Origin of the sequence: [Bacillus] enclensis, from assembly GCF_001456935.1 — a bacterium.
Lineage (GTDB): Bacteria > Bacillota > Bacilli > Bacillales > Bacillaceae_B > Rossellomorea > Rossellomorea enclensis.
Genome location: NZ_KQ758483.1, coordinates 568392 through 587366 on the forward strand (window position 1 = coordinate 568392; position 18975 = coordinate 587366).

The following is an 18975-nucleotide window of genomic DNA, read 5'->3' on the forward strand; positions in this document are numbered from 1 at the left end:
ACGAGCGGGAGGAGAGTAAGTATTGAAAAAAATTAGTTTGATGGGCGCAACGGGTTCAATCGGGACTCAGACCCTTGAGGTAATAAGAGAACACCCTGAAGAATTCAAGCTGACTGCTTTTTCAGCAGGGAAGAATATCGATGAAGCAAGAAAGATGATTGCAGAATTCAACCCCCTTCTGGTATCTGTTCAGCTTAAAGAAGATGCTGACAAACTTAGGAATGAGGTTTCTGCAGGCGTTAAAATTTTATCGGGGGAAGAAGGACTGGTTCAGGTGGCATGCCATCAGGATTCAGATATCCTTGTTAACGCGGTGCTTGGCAGTGTCGGGCTCTATCCGACGCTTCAGGCAATTGAAGCAGGCAAAACAATTGCAATCGCCAATAAAGAGACGCTGGTAACAGCCGGCCATATTGTGATGGAAGCAGCAAAAGAAAAGGGTGTGGCATTATTACCTGTCGACAGCGAACACTCTGCGATCTTCCAAGCACTTCAAGGGGAAAAAGAAAAGAATATCGATAAATTGATCATCACCGCTTCAGGGGGAAGCTTCAGGGACCGTTCACGGGAAGACCTTGTGGGGGTCACGGTTAAAGAGGCACTCAATCATCCGAACTGGTCGATGGGTGCTAAAATCACCATTGATTCTGCATCGATGATGAATAAGGGGCTTGAAGTGATAGAGGCACATTGGCTGTTCGACATGCCTTACGATAAAATAGACGTATTGCAGCATAGGGAAAGTATCATTCACTCAATGATACAATTCCACGATACTTCCGTCATGGCCCAGCTGGGCACACCGGATATGCGCGTCCCGATCCAATACGCTTTGACATACCCTGACCGCTTGGAACGCAACGAAGCAAAGAGGCTGGATTTGGCTGAGATCGGGAAACTGCATTTTGAGAAAATGGATTTCGAACGTTTTCGATGCCTTAAATTTGCTTATGAAGCAGGACGTACCGGCGGGAGCATGACAACGGTTTTGAATGCAGCCAACGAAGCGGCGGTTTCCTTATTCCTGGAAGAGAAAATATCGTTCCTCGGTATTGAAGATTTGATTGAAAGAGCTTTAGATGAGCATGAAGTGATTCAGAATCCAGATCTCGAGACCATTCGCGAAATTGATGGACAAACAAGATCAGCCGTTTCACGGTGGATTTAAATAACAGGCTTGTGCATGATTGCTTGTACATTGACGTAGTATTATAAGAGACATTTTTTCGTTGAACATTTGTACTTATCAGGCCTGAAGAGACCAGGTTATTAAAAGGTGGTTTTTTATTTGCAAACAGTAATTGCCTTTATCGTTATTTTTGGCGCTTTAGTTTTCTTTCATGAACTTGGCCACTTGATTTTCGCTAAGCGTGCAGGCATATTATGCCGTGAATTTGCGATAGGTTTTGGCCCTAAAGTGTTTTCTTTCAAAAAAGATGAAACGACATACACAATCAGACTCCTGCCACTCGGAGGTTTCGTCCGTATGGCCGGTGAAGACCCGGAAATGGTTGAATTGAAGGCTGGACATCGAATCGGTCTTGTGATGGACGGAGATGAAAAGATAAAAAAAATCGTCCTGAATAATAAAGACCGATACCCGAATATACGGGTAATCGAAGTGGAAGATGCTGATTTGGAGCATGGATTGTTTATCCGGGGATATGAGGAAGATGAAGCTGAAATCCTGAAGAAATTTGACATTTCCCGGGAGGCTGTCTTCGTTGAAGACGGTGTTGAAACACAAATTGCACCATGGGACCGGCAGTTTGCTTCTAAATCCCTGCCGAAACGGGCAATGGCCATTTTTGCAGGTCCACTATTCAACTTTATTCTGGCATTCTTTATCTTCCTGCTTGTCGGACTCCTGCAGGGCGTGCCTACAAATGATCCGGTACTGGGGAATCTGACTGACGACGGAGCAGCCAGGGAAGCGGGACTTCAGAAGAATGATGTTGTCCAAAGCATCGATGGTAAAGAAATTTCTACCTGGGAAGACATCGTGACTGTGATCCAAAAGCACCCCGGCGATGAACTAAACTTCATCGTTGAGCGAGGCGGAACTACAGAAGAGCTTTCCGTCACACCTAAACCCCAGGAAGTAGAAGGTAAAGAAATTGGTATTATAGGGGTGCACAGTCCAGTTGAGAAATCTCCTTTGAAAGTGGTAACCAATAGTGCAGAGCAGACGTATGAATGGACAAAGATGATATTCGTCCTGCTTGGAAAGCTTGTGTCGGGTGAATTCTCGATCGATGCGCTGTCAGGACCGGTTGGAATTTATCAGTCTACAGATGTTGTAGCCAAATCCGGAATTTTCTATTTGATGAGATGGGCAGCTATTTTGAGCATCAATTTAGGTATCATGAACTTACTCCCGATACCTGCTCTTGACGGCGGACGACTTCTTTTCTTTGCAATTGAAGCGGTACGTGGAAAACCGGTCGACCGTCAAATGGAAGGGATGGTCCATTTTGTAGGGTTCGCTCTCTTGATGGTGCTCATGCTGGTTGTCACGTGGAATGATATACAACGATTCTTTTTGTAAGAAATACCATTCTTTAAGGATATCGGAAGACTCACAGGCAGTTTCTACCTCTTTCTACTAAAAATGAGGGTAGTACTGCCTGTTCATTTAAGATAAAATGGAGAAGGGAATGGAGAGTGTTTCTCCGTTCTTTTCTTATGAATTACATATTTTCATTTTCAAATATATTATCTGGTAACTGAGGTGCTAATAAATGAAGCAACGTAATACTTTGATCCCTACCTTGAAAGAAATTCCGGCAGATGCTGATATAAAAAGTCACCAGCTTTTGCTGCGTGCAGGATACATCCGGCAAAATGCAAGCGGAATATACAGTTTTCTTCCTCTAGGTAAAAGAGTATTGAAAAAAGTTGAGGAAATTGTCCGTGAAGAATTAGATGCCGTCGGGGCAGCAGAACTATTGATGCCCGCACTCCAGCCATCCGAGTTATGGAAAGAGTCAGGAAGATGGGGCACATACGGACCTGAACTGATGCGCATGAATGACCGCCATGATCGTGAGTTCGCACTTGGGGCAACCCATGAAGAAATGATTACTAGTATCGTAAGAGATGAAATAAAGTCCTATAAGCGGCTTCCTCTTACGCTTTATCAAATCCAGACGAAATACAGGGATGAAAAGCGTCCGCGTTTTGGATTGCTGCGCGGACGGGAATTTGTGATGAAGGATGCCTATTCATTCCATTCATCAGCAGAAAGCCTCGATGATACGTACGAGCAAATATTCCAGGCCTATACAAATATTTTTACGCGCTGCGGGCTGAATTTCAGGGCGGTAATCGCCGATTCCGGTGCAATGGGCGGTAAGGACACTCATGAATTCATGGTTCTGTCTGAAGTCGGAGAGGATACGATTGCCTATTCTGATCAATCCACATACGCGGCAAACATCGAAATGGCTGAAGTAATTGATTCGTATTCATCTTCAAATGAGGACATGAGGGACACAGAAAAAGTCTCGACCCCGGGTGTCAAGACGATAGAAGAAGTGGCTTCTTTCCTTGAAGTATCTAGAGAGAATTGCATCAAGTCACTGCTCTTTAAAGTGGACGAAGAATTTGTATTGATTCTTTCACGCGGTGATCACGAAATAAATGACATTAAAGTGAAGAATTTCATGAATGCCGAATCAGTGGAACTTGCTTCTGCTGAAGAAACGAAAGAAATCATGGGGTGCACTGTCGGTTCGATCGGCCCTTGTACTGCAGGGGACAAGATAAAGATTGTCGCAGACCAGGCTGTCAAATATGTCCGCAACGGTATTGCGGGTGCGAATGAGGAAGGGTATCACCTGGTCAATGTGAATCCTGAGCGTGACTTCCAGGCTGCAGTATTCGGTGACTTACGTTTCATCCAGGAGGGTGACCCTTCACCGGATGGAAAAGGTACCATTTCATTTGCAAAGGGAATCGAAGTAGGCCACGTCTTTAAGCTTGGCACAAGATATTCAGATGCCATGAACAGTACGTATCTTGATGAAAACGGCCGTGCTCAATCCATCATCATGGGCTGCTACGGCATCGGGGTTTCACGTACTCTTGCAGCGGTGGCAGAACAATATAATGACGATAGAGGTCTGGTGTGGCCATCCGATTTATCACCATATGATCTTCATTTGATTCCAATCAACATGAAGGATGAGCATCAAGCCAATCTGGCAAACGAACTTTATGAAGAGCTTAGAAAGAACCGTTATGATGTTTTGATGGACGATCGTGCCGAACGTCCCGGAGTCAAATTCGCCGATTCAGATCTGATCGGGCTGCCAATCCGTATCACTGTCGGTAAAAAGGCATCAGAAGGCATTGTTGAATTAAAAGTTAGAAAAACAGGCGACATGCATGAGGTTCACAAAGATGATCTTTTATCGACTCTGATAGATATATTCAAAACACTTTCTTAATATAAAAGGGCTGAACCATTAGGGAAGCAATGATCCTTATCGTCAGCCCTTTTCTTCAGTTATCAACGTTACAAATAATTTATAGAAGTGGGGGAAAGGGAAATGGATGAAAAGTCCCTCGGCAAAAAAGAAAGATTTCAACTGCTGTTGCAGCAGCTGGGTCTGACGGAAGATGCATTCGTTAAATACTTTAACAATGCAGAGATAGAAAAACTTTCAGTTTACCGAAGCGAACGGAAGTGGCATTTCAGTTTTACGCTTGAAGAAATGATTCCATGTAAAGTCTGGAGCCGTTTTTCTATGGCCCTTCAGACATCTTTCAAGCATATTGCCAATGTGAGCTTCAGTTTAAAAGTGCTCAATATGGAATTAACCGAACAAGCCATACTTGATTATTGGAGCGAGTGCGTAAAAGAAATCCAGGGGATTTCCCCTCCCCTATTGAAACTGCTCAATACTCAAAAACCTGAAATAATCGGGAACAAAATTGTTGTTAAGGCATCAAACGATACCGAAGCAGCGCAATTAAAAAGAAAGTACGGGGAAATCATTTGTTCAGCATTCGAAAATTTCGGCTTTCCGAGACTTGTGCTTGATGCTGAAGTTGCTAAAATGGATGAACAAAATAATGACTATGAAAAATTCCTTCAAGAAAAAATGAAAGAAGATCAGGAGAGAGCAAAGCAGGCTCTCATTGAAATGGAAAAAGCTGAGAAAGAAGAAGCTTCAGATGCTCCAAGCGGCCCATTCATGCTTGGTCTTTCAATTAAAGATGATGCTGACTTCAGGAAGATTGAAGATATTTACGATGAAGAAAGACGCATTGCGATTGAAGGGTATGTCTTTGATTGTGAAACAAGGGAACTCAGGAGCGGCAGGACGCTCCTTACCTTCAAAGTAACAGACTATACGAGTTCAATCCTTGTCAAAATGTTCTCCAGGGATAAAGAAGACGCAGCTGTCATGAATAACATGAAAAAAGGTATGTGGGTGCGATGCCGGGGAAGTATCCAAAACGATACATTCGTCAGGGATCTTGTCATGATTGCCAACGACGTTAATGAGATCAAACCTGTACTTCGCCTTGATACTGCCCCATCAGAAGAGAAAAGGGTAGAGCTGCACATGCATTCCCCGATGAGCCAAATGGATGCCGTCAGCTCTGTTTCAAGTCTTGTTGCACAGGCAAAGAAATGGGGACATAAAGCAATCGCGATAACGGATCATGCTGTTGCACAATCATTCCCTGAGGCTTATAGTGCAAGCAGGAAGAATGATATCAAGGTTTTATACGGACTTGAAGCTAACCTCGTGGATGACGGTGTGCCGATCGGATACAACGAAACCGACCGTCCGCTTGAAGATGCCGTTTATGTTGTTTTCGACGTTGAGACTACTGGGCTTTCAGCGGTATACGATACAATCATCGAGCTTGCAGCCGTTAAGATCAAGGACGGCGAGATCATCGATCGTTTCGAGTCCTTTGCGAATCCGCACCATCCGCTGTCTGCAACCACGATTGATTTAACAGGCATCACAGATGATATGGTCCAGAATGCACCGGAAATCAACGATGTCCTTCATGATTATCATGAATGGGTCGGCGATGACATATTGGTCGCCCACAACGCTTCGTTTGATATGGGGTTCTTGAATGCAGGATATCAAAAGGCAGGTCTCTCCAAGGCGGCTAACCCGGTAATCGATACTTTGGAACTTGCCAGATTGTTATACCCGCAGTTCAAAAACCATCGATTGAATACATTAGCCAAGAAATTTGATGTGGAATTGACCCAGCATCACCGGGCGATCTACGATGCGGAAGCTACCGGATATCTATTATTGAAGATGCTTAAAGATGCCTTTGAAAAAGGCATTGTCAATCATAATCAATTAAACGATTATATGGGTAAAGGCGACGCTTATAAACGCTCAAGACCTTATCACTGCACATTGATTGCCCAAAATGAAGAAGGACTTAAAAATTTATACAAATTGGTGTCCATTTCTCATATGCATTACTTCTACAGAGTTCCGAGAATCCCCCGTTCCCAGCTGCAAAAGTACCGTGCAGGTATTCTGGTGGGATCAGGCTGCGATAAGGGCGAAGTGTTTGAAGGCATGATGCAGAAAGGAAAAGCGGAAGTCGAAGACACAGCTGAGTTTTATGACTACTTGGAGGTACATCCGAAAGAGGTCTATCAACACTTGATAGAACTCGATCTGGTGCAAAGTCAGAAGAACCTGGAAGACATCATCAAGAATATCGTTGAGCTTGGAGAAAAGCTCGATAAGCCGGTTGTAGCGACGGGGAATGTTCATTATTTGAATGAAACAGATAAAATATACCGCCAGATCCTTGTAGGGTCTCAGGGCGGGGCAAATCCGTTAAATCGACATTCGCTGCCGGATGTGCACTTCAGGACAACCAATGAGATGCTTGATTGCTTCTCTTTCCTTGGCAAGGAGAAAGCGAAGGAGATTGTCGTTGAAAATTCCAATAAGATTGCGGATATGGTCGATGTGATCAAACCTATCAAAGATGATTTATATACACCAAAAATCGAAGGTGCAGATGAAGAAATGCGCCGGATGAGTTATGCGATGGCGAGGAGCATATATGGAGAAGAACTGCCGGAAATTGTGGAAGCCAGGCTTGAAAAAGAACTCAAGAGTATCATCGGCCATGGATTCGCGGTCATTTATTTGATCTCACATAAACTGGTTAAAAAATCGCTGGATGATGGATATCTTGTCGGCTCCCGGGGATCTGTCGGTTCTTCCTTCGTAGCGACAATGACAGAAATCACCGAAGTAAACCCGCTTCCTCCGCATTATGTGTGCCCTGCATGCAAGAAATCGGAGTTCTTTGATGATGGTTCTGTCGGTTCAGGCTTTGACCTGCCGAATAAAGACTGTCCTGAGTGTGGACACGCATATAAAAAAGATGGACATGACATTCCGTTTGAAACCTTCCTTGGTTTCAAGGGGGACAAAGTCCCGGATATCGACCTGAACTTCTCGGGTGAGTATCAGCCTCAGGCTCACAATTACACGAAGGTGCTGTTCGGGGAAGATAATGTCTACCGTGCAGGGACAATCGGAACCGTTGCAGAAAAAACTGCCTATGGATATGTCAAAGGCTACGCGAATGACAATGCATTGCAAGTCAGGGGAGCGGAAATAGACAGGCTGGTAAGCGGATGTACAGGGGTCAAACGGACGACAGGCCAGCATCCCGGCGGGATCATCGTAGTCCCGGATTATATGGATATCTTTGATTTCTCCCCAATCCAATTCCCGGCAGATGACAAGAATTCAGAATGGAGAACGACTCACTTTGACTTCCATTCCATCCATGATAACTTGCTGAAACTGGACATACTGGGTCACGATGACCCGACTGTCATCAGAATGCTGCAGGATTTATCCGGGATCGACCCTAAAACGATTCCAACCGATGACCCGGAAGTAATGAAAATTTTCAGTGGAACAGAGTCATTGGGTGTTACAGAAGATCAAATCATGTGTAAAACCGGAACACTCGGGATCCCTGAATTCGGTACCCGGTTTGTACGTCAGATGCTTGAAGATACAAAACCTACTACGTTCTCGGAACTTGTCCAGATTTCAGGACTTTCACACGGAACCGATGTATGGCTTGGGAATGCCCAGGAATTGATTCACAACAATATATGCAACCTGAGTGAAGTAATCGGCTGCCGTGACGATATCATGGTGTACCTAATCTATCAGGGGCTTGAGCCGTCCCTTGCGTTTAAGATCATGGAATTCGTGCGTAAAGGAAAAGGCCTGCAGGATGAATGGGTAGAGGAAATGAAGAATAATGGTGTCCCTGACTGGTATATCGATTCATGCCTCAAAATTAAATACATGTTCCCGAAAGCCCATGCGGCAGCGTACGTGCTTATGGCTGTGAGGATCGCTTATTTCAAGGTTCATCATGCTTTACTTTACTACGCAGCTTACTTTACGGTAAGGGCAGAGGATTTTGATATTGAAGCAATGGTGAGAGGCTCCCAGGCTGTGCGTGCGAAGATCGAGGAGATCAACAGCAAGGGTCTGGATGCTTCACCGAAAGAAAAGAATACATTGACAGTTCTGGAACTTGCCCTTGAAATGTGTGAGAGGGGCTACAAATTTCAAAAGGTGGATCTTTACCGATCGCATGCTTCAGAGTTCATCATCGATGGCGATTCCTTGATTCCTCCGTTCAATTCCATACCGGGACTCGGTACGAACGCGGCGATCAATATTGTGAAGGCGCGTAAAGACGGTGAATTCCTTTCTAAAGAAGATCTTCAACAAAGAGGACGGATATCGAAGACCATCATCGAGTACCTGGACAATCACGGGTGTCTTGAAAGTCTGCCCGATAAAAACCAATTGTCCCTCTTCTAGCCCCGTCCCATGGGAATTGTTTGCATAAAAATGTGGATTATGGTATATTTTTAGTGGAAATACTAAAGATAGCTCTAAGCAGAAGAGTGGGGTCGCACCCCACTCTTTCGTTATTACATGGGTTTTTTAAGGATTATTTCTAGTCTTGGTGCAAGATTTTCATATAGACCAGGAGGTAAGTATGAGCAAAATTATTACACTAGTAGAAGAACTTGTTACACCCATCCTTGATGACATGTCACTTGAACTCATTGACATGGAATACGTCAAAGAAGGTTCCAATTGGTTCCTTCGTGTTTTTATCGACAAGGATTCCGGTGTGGACATTGAAGAATGCGGTTTGGTCAGCGAACGACTAAGTGAGAAACTGGATGAAATCGATCCAATTCCACATAATTACTTCTTGGAAGTATCTTCTCCAGGAGCGGAGCGTCCTTTAAAGAATGAAAAGGACTTTCAAAAAGCTGTCGGTAAGAATGTTTACGTCAAAACATATGAACCGATCAATGGAGAAAAAGCGTTTGAAGGGACATTACTTTCCTATTCTTCTGAGCAATTATCATTGGAAGTCACCATCAAAACTCGTAAAAAGAAGGTTGAAATCCCATCAGACAAGATTGCGATTGCAAGATTGGCTGTTACATTCTAATTAGGATACAACCGTATTATAAAGGGGGATTACACAAACATGAGCACTCAGTTATTAGATGCTCTAACTGTTTTAGAGAAAGAAAAAGGCATCGCAAGAGATGTGATCATTGAAGCAATCGAAGCCGCTTTGGTGTCAGCTTACAAACGAAACTTCAATCAGGCACAGAATGTCCGCGTAGATTTGAACCTGGATACGGGCACAATGCGGGTATTCGCCCGCAAGGAAGTAGTTGATGAGGTTTTTGATTCTCGTCTTGAAATTTCTGTAGAAGACGCGGCTGAGATCAATCCGAGCTATGAAGTCGGTGATGTAGTCGAACTTGAGGTTACACCTAAAGATTTCGGGCGCATCGCGGCCCAGACAGCAAAGCAGGTTGTCACACAACGTGTAAGGGAAGCAGAACGCGGGATCATTTACTCAGAATTCGTTGATCGCGAAGAAGATATCATGACCGGTATCGTCCAGCGTCAGGACAACAGATTCATTTATGTGGCGCTTGGCAAGATTGAAGCCCTGCTCCCTGTAAGTGAACAGATGCCCAATGAAACTTATAAACCGCATGACAGGATCAAAGTATATATCACCAAAGTCGAGAAAACGACAAAAGGTCCTCAAATCTTTGTTTCCCGAACACACCCAGGATTATTGAAACGCCTGTTTGAGATTGAAGTTCCTGAAATCTTTGACGGTACCGTAGAAATTAAATCGGTGGCCCGCGAAGCAGGTGACAGATCGAAAATTTCCGTTCATGCTGAAAATTCGGAGATTGATCCGGTAGGAGCGTGTGTGGGAACGAAGGGCGCCCGCGTGCAGGCTATCGTAAATGAATTAAAAGGTGAAAAAATTGATATTGTACACTGGTCTGAAGATCCGGTGACTTTTGTTGCAAATGCACTGAGTCCATCCAAAGTGCTGGACGTCCAAGTGAATGAAGAAGAAAAAGCAACAAGAGTGGTCGTACCCGATTATCAGCTGTCTCTAGCAATCGGAAAACGCGGACAGAATGCTCGGCTGGCTGCAAAATTGACAAACTGGAAGATTGATATCAAAAGTGAAACCGATGCACGCGAACTCGGACTCTATCCTCGTGAGGAAGCTTTTCTTCCACAGGATGAAGAAGAAGAGTATGATAACGAACCTTTGAATATTGATTTTGATGATCAAGAGTAAGAGGTGAAAAGCATGGGCAGCAAAAAGATACCATTGCGCAAATGTGTTGCAACAGGGGAAATGAAACCTAAAAAAGATATGATAAGAATTGTCCGATCGAAAGAAGGAGAGATATCGGTCGATCCCACAGGTAAGAAATCGGGACGCGGTGCTTACCTCTCCAAGGACAAAGAAGTTATTTTACAGGCAAAGAAGAAAAACACTTTAGCCAATCAATTACAAGCAAAGATAGACGATTCCGTTTATGATGAATTGATAAGTCTTGTAGAGAAGGAGTAACGTTTAGCGTATGAAACAAGATCGTTGGATGTCACTTTTAGGGTTGGCAAATCGGGCACGGAAGATTATTTCCGGTGAAGAATTGGTGATCAAGGAAGTAAGGAGCGGCCGGGCGAAGCTTGTACTGCTCTCAAAAGATGCTTCCGCAAACACTCAGAAGAAGGTCATGGATAAATGCAAGTCTTACCATGTGCCTGTTAAGTTTGTAGAGGACAGGTATATCCTCGGTCATTCCATCGGCAAAGAAGCCAGGGTAGTTGTGGCATTATCCGATGCAGGTTTTGCCGGTAAATTATCTGATATGCTCGATTGAATCTCAATGGGGGTGAACATATGAGCAAGACGCGAGTTTACGAATATGCAAAAAAATATAATGTTTCAAGCAAAGATGTTATTTCAAAATTAAAGCAATTAAATATTGAGGTATCAAACCATATGGCAACAATAGAAGACGACACCGTGAAAAAGTTAGATTCAATGTTTTCAAGTAATTCTAAAGAGCAGGGTAATAAACCGGCTCAGAATAATTCAAACCAAAAACAGAACACTGCCAAAGAAAATAATTCCTCTTCCAAAGGTAAGGTGAATTCTGCACCGAATAACCGCGATGGAAAGAAGAATGGTCAGCAGTCTCAATCGAAGGAGAAAAAAGCTTTCAATAATAATAACAATAACAACAATAAGAGAAATAATAAAAATAACAGAAATAACAAACCGAATAAAAACTTCAAGCAGGCACCTCAGCAACAGCAGCCTGCCAAAAAGAAAGAGCTTCCTTCCAAGATTACATTCTCTGAATCCTTGACGGTTGCCGAACTTGCTAAAAAACTTCACAAAGAGCCGTCAGAAATCATCAAGAAACTTTTCATGCTTGGTGTCATGGCGACAATCAACCAAGAATTGGATAAGGATTCAATCGAGTTGATTGCAGGTGAATATGGAGTAGAGGTTGAAGAAGAAATCAAAATCGACACAACCGACCTCGGTGTATATTTCACTGAAGATGAGGAAGCAGAATTACAGGAACGCCCTTCAGTCGTAACCATCATGGGTCACGTCGATCATGGTAAAACGACTCTGCTTGATTCCATCCGTAATACTAAAGTGACAGCAGGCGAAGCCGGCGGAATCACTCAGCATATCGGTGCCTATCAGGTAGAAGTCGAAGGCAAGAAAATCACATTCCTTGACACTCCAGGACATGCTGCCTTCACTACAATGCGTGCACGCGGTGCTCAAGTAACGGATATCGCGATCATCGTCGTTGCAGCTGATGATGGTGTCATGCCGCAGACGGTTGAAGCAATCAACCATGCCAAGGCTGCTGAAGTACCGATTATCATTGCCGTGAATAAGATGGACAAGGAAGCAGCAAACCCTGATAGAGTGATGCAGGAACTCACAGAGTATGAGCTTGTACCGGAAGCATGGGGAGGCGACACCATATTCGTTCCACTGTCTGCTCTTTCCGGGGAAGGGATTGATAACCTTCTTGAGATGATCGTCCTCGTAAGTGAAGTAGAAGAGTTGAAAGCGAACCCTGACCGCCTTGCAAACGGTACAGTCATCGAAGCGCAGCTTGATAAGGGTCGCGGCTCTGTAGCTACCTTATTAGTTCAAAACGGTACACTTAAAATTGGTGATCCGATTGTAGTAGGGAACACCTTCGGACGCGTGCGTGCAATGGTCAATGATCTTGGACGCCGTGTGAAGAAAGTCGGCCCATCGACTCCTGTTGAAATTACAGGTCTTAATGATGTACCTCAAGCAGGGGACCGATTTGTAGTATTTGAGGATGAGAAAACAGCCCGTTCCGTAGGTGAATCACGTGCTTCACAGGCCCTGCAGGCACAGCGCGGAGAAAAATCCAAAGTAAGTCTCGAAAACCTTTTCGAACAAATGAAACAAGGCGAAATGAAGGATCTCAACCTGGTCCTTAAAGCTGATGTTCAAGGTTCAGTGGAAGCTTTGGCTGCTTCATTATTAAAAATTGAAGTTGAAGGTGTCAAGATCAACATCATCCACACTGGTGTCGGGGCGATTAATGAATCTGACATCACTCTTGCTTCCGCTTCCAATGCAATTGTCATCGGATTCAATGTGCGTCCGGATGTCAACGCGAAACGTGCTGCTGAAGCTGAAGGTGTGGAAATCCGCTTACACCGCATCATTTATAAAGTGATGGAAGAAATTGAATCAGCAATGAAGGGTATGCTTGATCCGGAATATGAAGAAAAAATCATCGGTCAGGCAGAGGTCCGTCAAACGTTCAAAGTGTCTAAAGTCGGAACTATTGCGGGAAGCTATGTAACAGAGGGTAAAATCTCCCGTGACTCCGGTGTCCGTCTGATCCGTGACGGCGTCGTGATCTTTGAAGGTGAACTTGATGCTCTAAAACGATTCAAGGATGATGCGAAAGAAGTTGCGAGAGGCTATGAATGTGGTATTACGATTAAAAACTTCAACGACGTTAAAGAAGGCGATGTAATCGAAGCTTATGTCATGGAGGAAATCACTCGTAAATGATCACTTATGTTGAATGTGAGTGCATGATTCATGATTCTCACTCCCTTAAAGAGAAGAGAGCTGTTTTACAAAGAGTCCTCACTCGCTTAAAACAGAAATATAATGTATCTGTTTCAGAAATCGATCATCAGGAAGTGTGGCAAAGGACAAGGATAGCCATTGTCACTGTCGCTTCCTCGAAAGCATCGAGTGAAAAAGAAATAGAAAATGCATTGAAGTTCATTGATTCTTTTCCCGAATGGGAAAGAACCGATACGACTTGGGAATTGCTGTAAGAGTCATGCCCGCGATTCAACACACATTAATGACAGAAATATGGGGTGATATTGATGAGCCATCGTGCGAATCGAGTTGGCGAGCAAATGAAGAAAGAGCTCAGCGATATTATCGGAAGAAAGATTAAAGACCCGCGTATAGGATTTGTGACTGTTACCGATGTACAGGTATCAGGTGATCTTCAACAGGCAAAAGTATATATTACTGTCCTTGGTGGAGAAGACCAAAGAGAAAATACCTTAAAGGGTCTCGCGAAGGCAAAAGGATTCATCCGTTCTGAAGTTGGACAGAGGGTCCGCCTCCGCAAAACACCTGAGATAATCTTTGAGTTTGATGAATCGATTGAATACGGTAATCATATTGAAACGCTTCTTCGCAAAGTGCAAGATGAACCGGATGAAGATTCACAGAATAAAGACGAGTAAGCAAAGAGGGCTGATTCACGCGGGAATGAATTTCGTGTGGGTCAGTCTTTTTTGAATTTCAGTAAGAATGGAGGATAAGAAGATGAACGGGATCTTGCCATTATGGAAACCAAGGGGCATGACTTCGCATGATTGTGTGTTTAAATTGAGGAAAATACTGAGGACTAAGAAAGTTGGCCATACCGGGACATTGGATCCTGAAGTTTCAGGTGTACTGCCGATTTGCATCGGCAGGGCCACAAAAATAGCTGAATATATTACAGCAGCAGGGAAGACGTACGAAGGAGAAGTGACACTGGGCTCCTCCACAACGACCGAAGACGCCTGGGGAGAAGTCGTTGAAACCAAGACTGTAGAACAACCGATAGACAGAGAAAGGGTGCAAGAGATATTAAACGGCTTGACAGGTGAGATCACTCAAACACCCCCGATGTATTCAGCAGTTAAAGTGAATGGCAAAAGACTCTATGAATATGCCCGACAGGGGATTGAAGTGGAACGTCCATCAAGGAAGGTACATATTCACGAATTGCTGCTTATTGGTGACTGGACAGAATTGGAAGGGGAGAATCCATGTTTCTCATTTAAAGTGTCATGCAGTAAAGGGACTTATGTAAGGACCCTTGCTGTAGAAATAGGAAAGCAGCTCGGCTATCCCGCTCATATGTCAGCGCTCACACGTACAAGTTCAGCAGGTCTCTCACAAGACGACTGTTTTACTTTAGAACAGGTGGAGGAATATGCTGAGGGAAATCGGGCTGAAGAGCTTCTGAGTCCCTTGGAATCGGGACTTTCCCATTTGCCGAAAATGGAAATTAGTGATACATTAGCAGAGAAAGTTAAGAACGGTGCCCGCTTAGAAGAACCCGGGAACTGGCCCGGTATTACCGAAGTGGTGATGGTTCATCTTGACCGTGCCATTGCCATCTATCGGCGCCACCCTGAGAAACCCGGGGTAATTAAGCCGGTGAAAGTATTATTCAACGATTAGTGAAAAAGGTGAAATACTGTGAAGATAATAACCGTACATCATCCTCATTCGTTTAAAAAAGAAGATTTTCCACCGATGGTCCTTGCACTCGGATATTTTGACGGGATTCATAAAGGCCATCAGAGGGTTATCAAAACGGCCGTTCAATCGGCTGGAGATCAACATTTACATAGTGCTGTGATGACATTTGATCCCCATCCTTCTGTGGTGCTCGGGCATAAGCATAAACATATCCATTTCATTACTCCGCTTGAAGACAAAAAGGAAATCATAAGCAACTTAGGGGTGGACTATCTGTTTGTTGTACGTTTCACTTCTGAGTTTGCGTCCCTGCTTCCTCAGGAATTTGTCGATCAATACATCATCAATTTAAATGTCCGCCAAGTAGTGGCTGGTTTTGATTATTCTTATGGACGGATGGGAAAGGGCACGATGGAAACACTGCCTTTTCATTCCCGGGAAAGATTTACTTCCATCACCGTTCCAAAGCTTACGGAAGAAGAGGATAAGATCAGTTCAACTTTAATCAGGAATCATTTGAAAGAAGGCAATGTCTCGAAGGTAACCACGCTTTTGGACAGACCTTACAGAATGAAGGGCACCGTCATTCATGGAGACAAACGCGGGCGTAAAATAGGCTTCCCTACAGCGAATATTGAATTGACACACCCTTATTTATTACCGAAAAACGGGGTGTATGCTGTCCGTATGAAAATCCATAACCAATGGTATGATGGCGTGTGCAACATTGGTTTCAAGCCGACGTTCAAAAATCCTGATGACTATTCTTTATCAATTGAAGTGCATTTGTTTGAGTTCAATTCTTCCATTTACGGCGAAGAGGTATATATCGAGTGGTTTGAAAGAATACGTGACGAACAGAAATTCTCGGGAATTGACGAGTTGATCTCACAAATTCAGAGGGACAAAGATACGGCTATTACGTACTTTTCGGGAATTTGATGTTATCCCTTGATTTTTGTAGAAAAAAGTAGTATTCTAAATAGCGTATGAAATGAACCTTTGCTTGGCATCACGAATCACCAACGTATGCTCGGTAACAGGGGATTTGAAAGAAATCATTAGGAGGTGAAAAGGATGGCTATCACTAAAGAGCGTAAAAACGAACTTATCAGTGAATACAAAACACATGAGAACGATACTGGATCTCCAGAAGTTCAAATTGCTGTCCTAACAGAAGAAATTAACAATCTGAACGATCACTTGCGCGTTCACAAGAAAGACCACCACTCTCGTCGCGGTCTTCTTAAAATGGTAGGTCACCGTCGTAATCTTTTATCTTACCTGCGTAAGAAAGATGTACAACGCTACCGTGAGTTAATTAACAAACTAGGTTTACGTCGATAATCAGACACAAGGAAGCGGGAATATTTCCCGCTTTTTCTTTAGTTTTAATAAGTGGAAATCTTTGTATGATTCTCCATTACTTTTTAAGTAAGGCAATCAAAGATTTTATTTCAAAAGTGTTCATATAACGTCAATTTGTCTACAATACATAATAATGAGAATTGAATATAACAGCACTTTAGTGCATGATATAGATTACTGTATTTATTTATTATGGGTAAGGTTAAACCGACACCCTTTAAGTGATGTATAAAGAGAGGGGTACACTTTATGGAACAAACTAAACAAACTTTTTCCATCGACTGGGCTGGAAGAGAATTGACGGTGGAAGTGGGCCAATTGGCTAAACAAGCCAATGGAGCAGTATTGGTACGCTATGGAGATACTGCAGTACTGAGCAGTGCAACTGCATCCAAGGAGCCGAAGCCGCTTGATTTCTTCCCGTTGACAGTCAACTATGAAGAAAGATTATATGCGGTCGGTAAAATTCCGGGTGGTTTTATCAAACGTGAAGGACGACCAAGTGAAAAAGCCATCCTGGCCAGCCGTTTAATCGACCGTCCTATCCGTCCACTTTTTGCAGACGGATTCCGAAACGAAGTACAAGTCATCAGTATGGTCATGAGTGTGGATCAAAATTGTTCGTCTGAAATGGCGGCTATGTTCGGGTCTTCACTGGCACTCTCAGTATCCGATATCCCATTCGAAGGACCAATTGCGGGTGTGATCGTCGGACTGATCGATGGCGAATTCATCATTAATCCATCTGTAGAGCAGCTCGAAAAGAGTGAAATCCATCTTTCGGTTGCGGGTACTAAAGATGCGATCAATATGGTTGAAGCAGGGGCAGATGAAGTCCCTGAGGAAACAATGCTTGAAGCAATCATGTTCGGTCATGAAGAAATTAAACGATTAGTCTCATTCCAGGAAGAGATTGTTGCTAAAGTCGGTAAGGAAAAACTGAAAATCGAGCTTTTCGAACTTGATCAAGAAATTGAAAAAGAAGTTCGTTCACTATGTGAAGAGGAATTGATCCCAGCCATCCAGGTTCAGGAGAAACATGCACGTGAAGAAGCGATTTCCTCTGTCAAAAAAAATGTCATGGCTTCTTTCGAAGAAAAGGATGCTGACGACGACACATTGAAACAAGTAAAAAAGATTCTGGACAAGCTTGTTAAAAATGAAGTGCGCCGCCTGATCACTGAAGAGAAAGTACGCCCTGATGGCCGTAAAGTAGATGAAATCCGTCCGCTATCTTCAGAAGTCGGCCTTCTGCCAAGAACGCACGGATCCGGCCTGTTCACACGCGGACAAACACAGGCACTCAGCATTTGTACATTAGGTGCCCTTGGGGATGTCCAAATACTGGATGGTTTGGGGATTGAAGAATCCAAGCGATTCATGCACCATTATAATTTCCCTCAGTTCAGTGTAGGGGAAACCGGTCCGATCAGAGGACCAGGCCGCCGCGAAATCGGTCACGGTGCTCTCGGTGAGCGTGCTCTTGAGCCTGTTATCCCAAATGAAAAGGATTTCCCTTACACTGTCAGACTCGTTTCTGAAGTACTGGAATCCAACGGGTCCACTTCACAAGCGAGTATCTGTGCAAGTACGCTTGCCATGATGGATGCTGGGGTGCCGATCAAAGCACCTGTAGCAGGTATCGCAATGGGACTTGTAAAGTCAGGGGAACATTATTCCATTCTGACTGACATTCAAGGTATGGAAGATTTCCTTGGGGATATGGACTTCAAGGTAGCAGGTACATCAAAAGGGGTTACAGCACTCCAGATGGATATTAAGATTGAGGGACTTTCAAGGGAAATCCTTGAAGAAGCACTTCAACAGGCAAAAGCGGGCAGAATGCAGATCCTTGACAGCATGCTTGCAACATTAAGCGAATCAAGATCGTCGCTTTCTCAATATGCTCCAAAGATCCTTACAATGCACATCAACCCGGATAAAATCCGTGATGTTATTGGTCCAAGCGGTAAGCAAATCAATAAAATCATTGATGATACTGGTGTCAAGATCGATATCGAACAAGATGGTACCATCTTCATCTCTTCTACTGATGAAGAAATGAACAAGGTTGCGAAGAAAACGATTGAAGATATCGTAAGAGAAGTGGAAGCTGGCCAAATGTATCTTGGTAAAGTGAAACGAATTGAAAAATTCGGAGCTTTCGTAGAGATCTTTGCAGGAAAAGACGGGCTGGTCCATATTTCTGAAATCGCTGAAGAGCGTATCAGAAAAGTTGAAGATGTTCTATCGATCGGAGATGAAATCCTAGTTAAAGTCCTTGATGTGGACAACCAGGGAAGAGTCAACTTATCGAGAAAAGCAGTTCTGAAGGAACAACGCGAAAAAGAAGAGCAAAATCAAGCATAACTGATCCCGATGATAGACAGGCTG

15 protein-coding genes are annotated in these 18975 nt (G+C 43.7%); all 15 read left to right on the plus strand.

Translation table 11 applies throughout. The annotated features are described in order from the left end of the window. The first annotated feature begins 22 nt into the window (after positions 1 to 22). The 15 genes from dxr to pnp all read left to right on the plus strand — a co-directional run bounded on the left by dxr (position 23) and on the right by pnp (position 18951). Complete coding sequence (gene dxr / locus AS034_RS10535; protein WP_032088802.1) at positions 23 to 1168, plus strand: 1-deoxy-D-xylulose-5-phosphate reductoisomerase; 1146 nt, start codon at positions 23 to 25, stop codon at positions 1166 to 1168. A 120-nt stretch (positions 1169 to 1288) separates the two neighbouring features. Continuing rightward, a complete protein-coding gene (gene rseP / locus AS034_RS10540; protein WP_058298429.1) occupies positions 1289 to 2548 on the plus strand; it encodes an RIP metalloprotease RseP in 1260 nt (419 codons plus the stop codon). A 193-nt stretch (positions 2549 to 2741) separates the two neighbouring features. Then, entirely contained in the window at positions 2742 to 4451 is a 1710-nt protein-coding gene (locus tag AS034_RS10545; protein WP_058298430.1) for a proline--tRNA ligase, read from the plus strand. A 102-nt stretch (positions 4452 to 4553) separates the two neighbouring features. Then, positions 4554 to 8873 (plus strand): PolC-type DNA polymerase III, encoded by a 4320-nt coding sequence (locus AS034_RS10550; protein WP_058298431.1) that lies wholly within the window; start codon positions 4554 to 4556, stop codon positions 8871 to 8873. A 181-nt stretch (positions 8874 to 9054) separates the two neighbouring features. Further along, complete coding sequence (gene rimP, locus AS034_RS10555) at positions 9055 to 9522, plus strand: ribosome maturation factor RimP (protein ID WP_032088798.1); 468 nt, start codon at positions 9055 to 9057, stop codon at positions 9520 to 9522. 39 nt (positions 9523 to 9561) lie between these two features. Next, on the plus strand, positions 9562 to 10695 hold the full coding sequence (nusA, locus tag AS034_RS10560; protein ID WP_032088797.1) for a transcription termination factor NusA: 1134 nt from the start codon (positions 9562 to 9564) through the stop codon (positions 10693 to 10695). A 12-nt stretch (positions 10696 to 10707) separates the two neighbouring features. Continuing rightward, a complete protein-coding gene (gene rnpM, locus AS034_RS10565; RefSeq protein WP_032088796.1) occupies positions 10708 to 10974 on the plus strand; it encodes an RNase P modulator RnpM in 267 nt (88 codons plus the stop codon). Between the two features lie 10 nt (positions 10975 to 10984). Further along, positions 10985 to 11287, plus strand: coding sequence for a YlxQ family RNA-binding protein (locus AS034_RS10570; RefSeq protein ID WP_032088795.1), 303 nt, complete (start codon positions 10985 to 10987; stop codon positions 11285 to 11287). 20 nt (positions 11288 to 11307) lie between these two features. After that, positions 11308 to 13500 carry a translation initiation factor IF-2 gene (infB, locus tag AS034_RS10575; RefSeq protein ID WP_058298432.1) on the plus strand — a complete coding sequence of 731 codons (2193 nt, stop codon included), beginning with the start codon at positions 11308 to 11310 and terminating at the stop codon, positions 13498 to 13500. After that, positions 13497 to 13775: a DUF503 domain-containing protein gene (locus AS034_RS10580; RefSeq protein ID WP_058298433.1), complete on the plus strand. Its 279-nt coding sequence runs from the start codon at positions 13497 to 13499 to the stop codon at positions 13773 to 13775. Before infB ends, AS034_RS10580 begins: the two co-directional genes overlap by 4 nt. A gap of 54 nt (positions 13776 to 13829) precedes the next feature. Then, positions 13830 to 14201 (plus strand): 30S ribosome-binding factor RbfA, encoded by a 372-nt coding sequence (gene rbfA, locus AS034_RS10585; RefSeq protein WP_032088792.1) that lies wholly within the window; start codon positions 13830 to 13832, stop codon positions 14199 to 14201. Positions 14202 to 14283: 82 nt separating this feature from the next. After that, entirely contained in the window at positions 14284 to 15192 is a 909-nt protein-coding gene (gene truB / locus AS034_RS10590) for a tRNA pseudouridine(55) synthase TruB (RefSeq protein WP_058298434.1), read from the plus strand. 18 nt (positions 15193 to 15210) lie between these two features. Continuing rightward, a complete protein-coding gene (gene ribF, locus AS034_RS10595) occupies positions 15211 to 16155 on the plus strand; it encodes a bifunctional riboflavin kinase/FAD synthetase (RefSeq protein ID WP_032088790.1) in 945 nt (314 codons plus the stop codon). A 135-nt stretch (positions 16156 to 16290) separates the two neighbouring features. Next, entirely contained in the window at positions 16291 to 16560 is a 270-nt protein-coding gene (gene rpsO, locus AS034_RS10600) for a 30S ribosomal protein S15 (protein ID WP_032088789.1), read from the plus strand. 270 nt (positions 16561 to 16830) lie between these two features. Further along, positions 16831 to 18951 (plus strand): polyribonucleotide nucleotidyltransferase, encoded by a 2121-nt coding sequence (gene pnp, locus AS034_RS10605; RefSeq protein WP_032088788.1) that lies wholly within the window; start codon positions 16831 to 16833, stop codon positions 18949 to 18951. The last annotated feature ends 24 nt before the right edge of the window (positions 18952 to 18975 follow it).

Excerpts from the sequence above, each read along its gene's own strand:
- AS034_RS10545 (WP_058298430.1), top strand. The coding sequence starts at position 2,742 with ATGAAGCAACGTAATACTTTGATCCCTACCTTGAAAGAAATTCCGGCA.
- AS034_RS10550 (WP_058298431.1), top strand. The coding sequence starts at position 4,554 with ATGGATGAAAAGTCCCTCGGCAAAAAAGAAAGATTTCAACTGCTGTTG.
- rimP (WP_032088798.1), top strand. The coding sequence starts at position 9,055 with ATGAGCAAAATTATTACACTAGTAGAAGAACTTGTTACACCCATCCTT.
- nusA (WP_032088797.1), top strand. The coding sequence starts at position 9,562 with ATGAGCACTCAGTTATTAGATGCTCTAACTGTTTTAGAGAAAGAAAAA.
- rnpM (WP_032088796.1), top strand. The coding sequence starts at position 10,708 with ATGGGCAGCAAAAAGATACCATTGCGCAAATGTGTTGCAACAGGGGAA.
- AS034_RS10570 (WP_032088795.1), top strand. The coding sequence starts at position 10,985 with ATGAAACAAGATCGTTGGATGTCACTTTTAGGGTTGGCAAATCGGGCA.
- infB (WP_058298432.1), top strand. The coding sequence starts at position 11,308 with ATGAGCAAGACGCGAGTTTACGAATATGCAAAAAAATATAATGTTTCA.
- AS034_RS10580 (WP_058298433.1), top strand. The coding sequence starts at position 13,497 with ATGATCACTTATGTTGAATGTGAGTGCATGATTCATGATTCTCACTCC.
- rbfA (WP_032088792.1), top strand. The coding sequence starts at position 13,830 with ATGAGCCATCGTGCGAATCGAGTTGGCGAGCAAATGAAGAAAGAGCTC.
- truB (WP_058298434.1), top strand. The coding sequence starts at position 14,284 with ATGAACGGGATCTTGCCATTATGGAAACCAAGGGGCATGACTTCGCAT.
- rpsO (WP_032088789.1), top strand. The coding sequence starts at position 16,291 with ATGGCTATCACTAAAGAGCGTAAAAACGAACTTATCAGTGAATACAAA.
- pnp (WP_032088788.1), top strand. The coding sequence starts at position 16,831 with ATGGAACAAACTAAACAAACTTTTTCCATCGACTGGGCTGGAAGAGAA.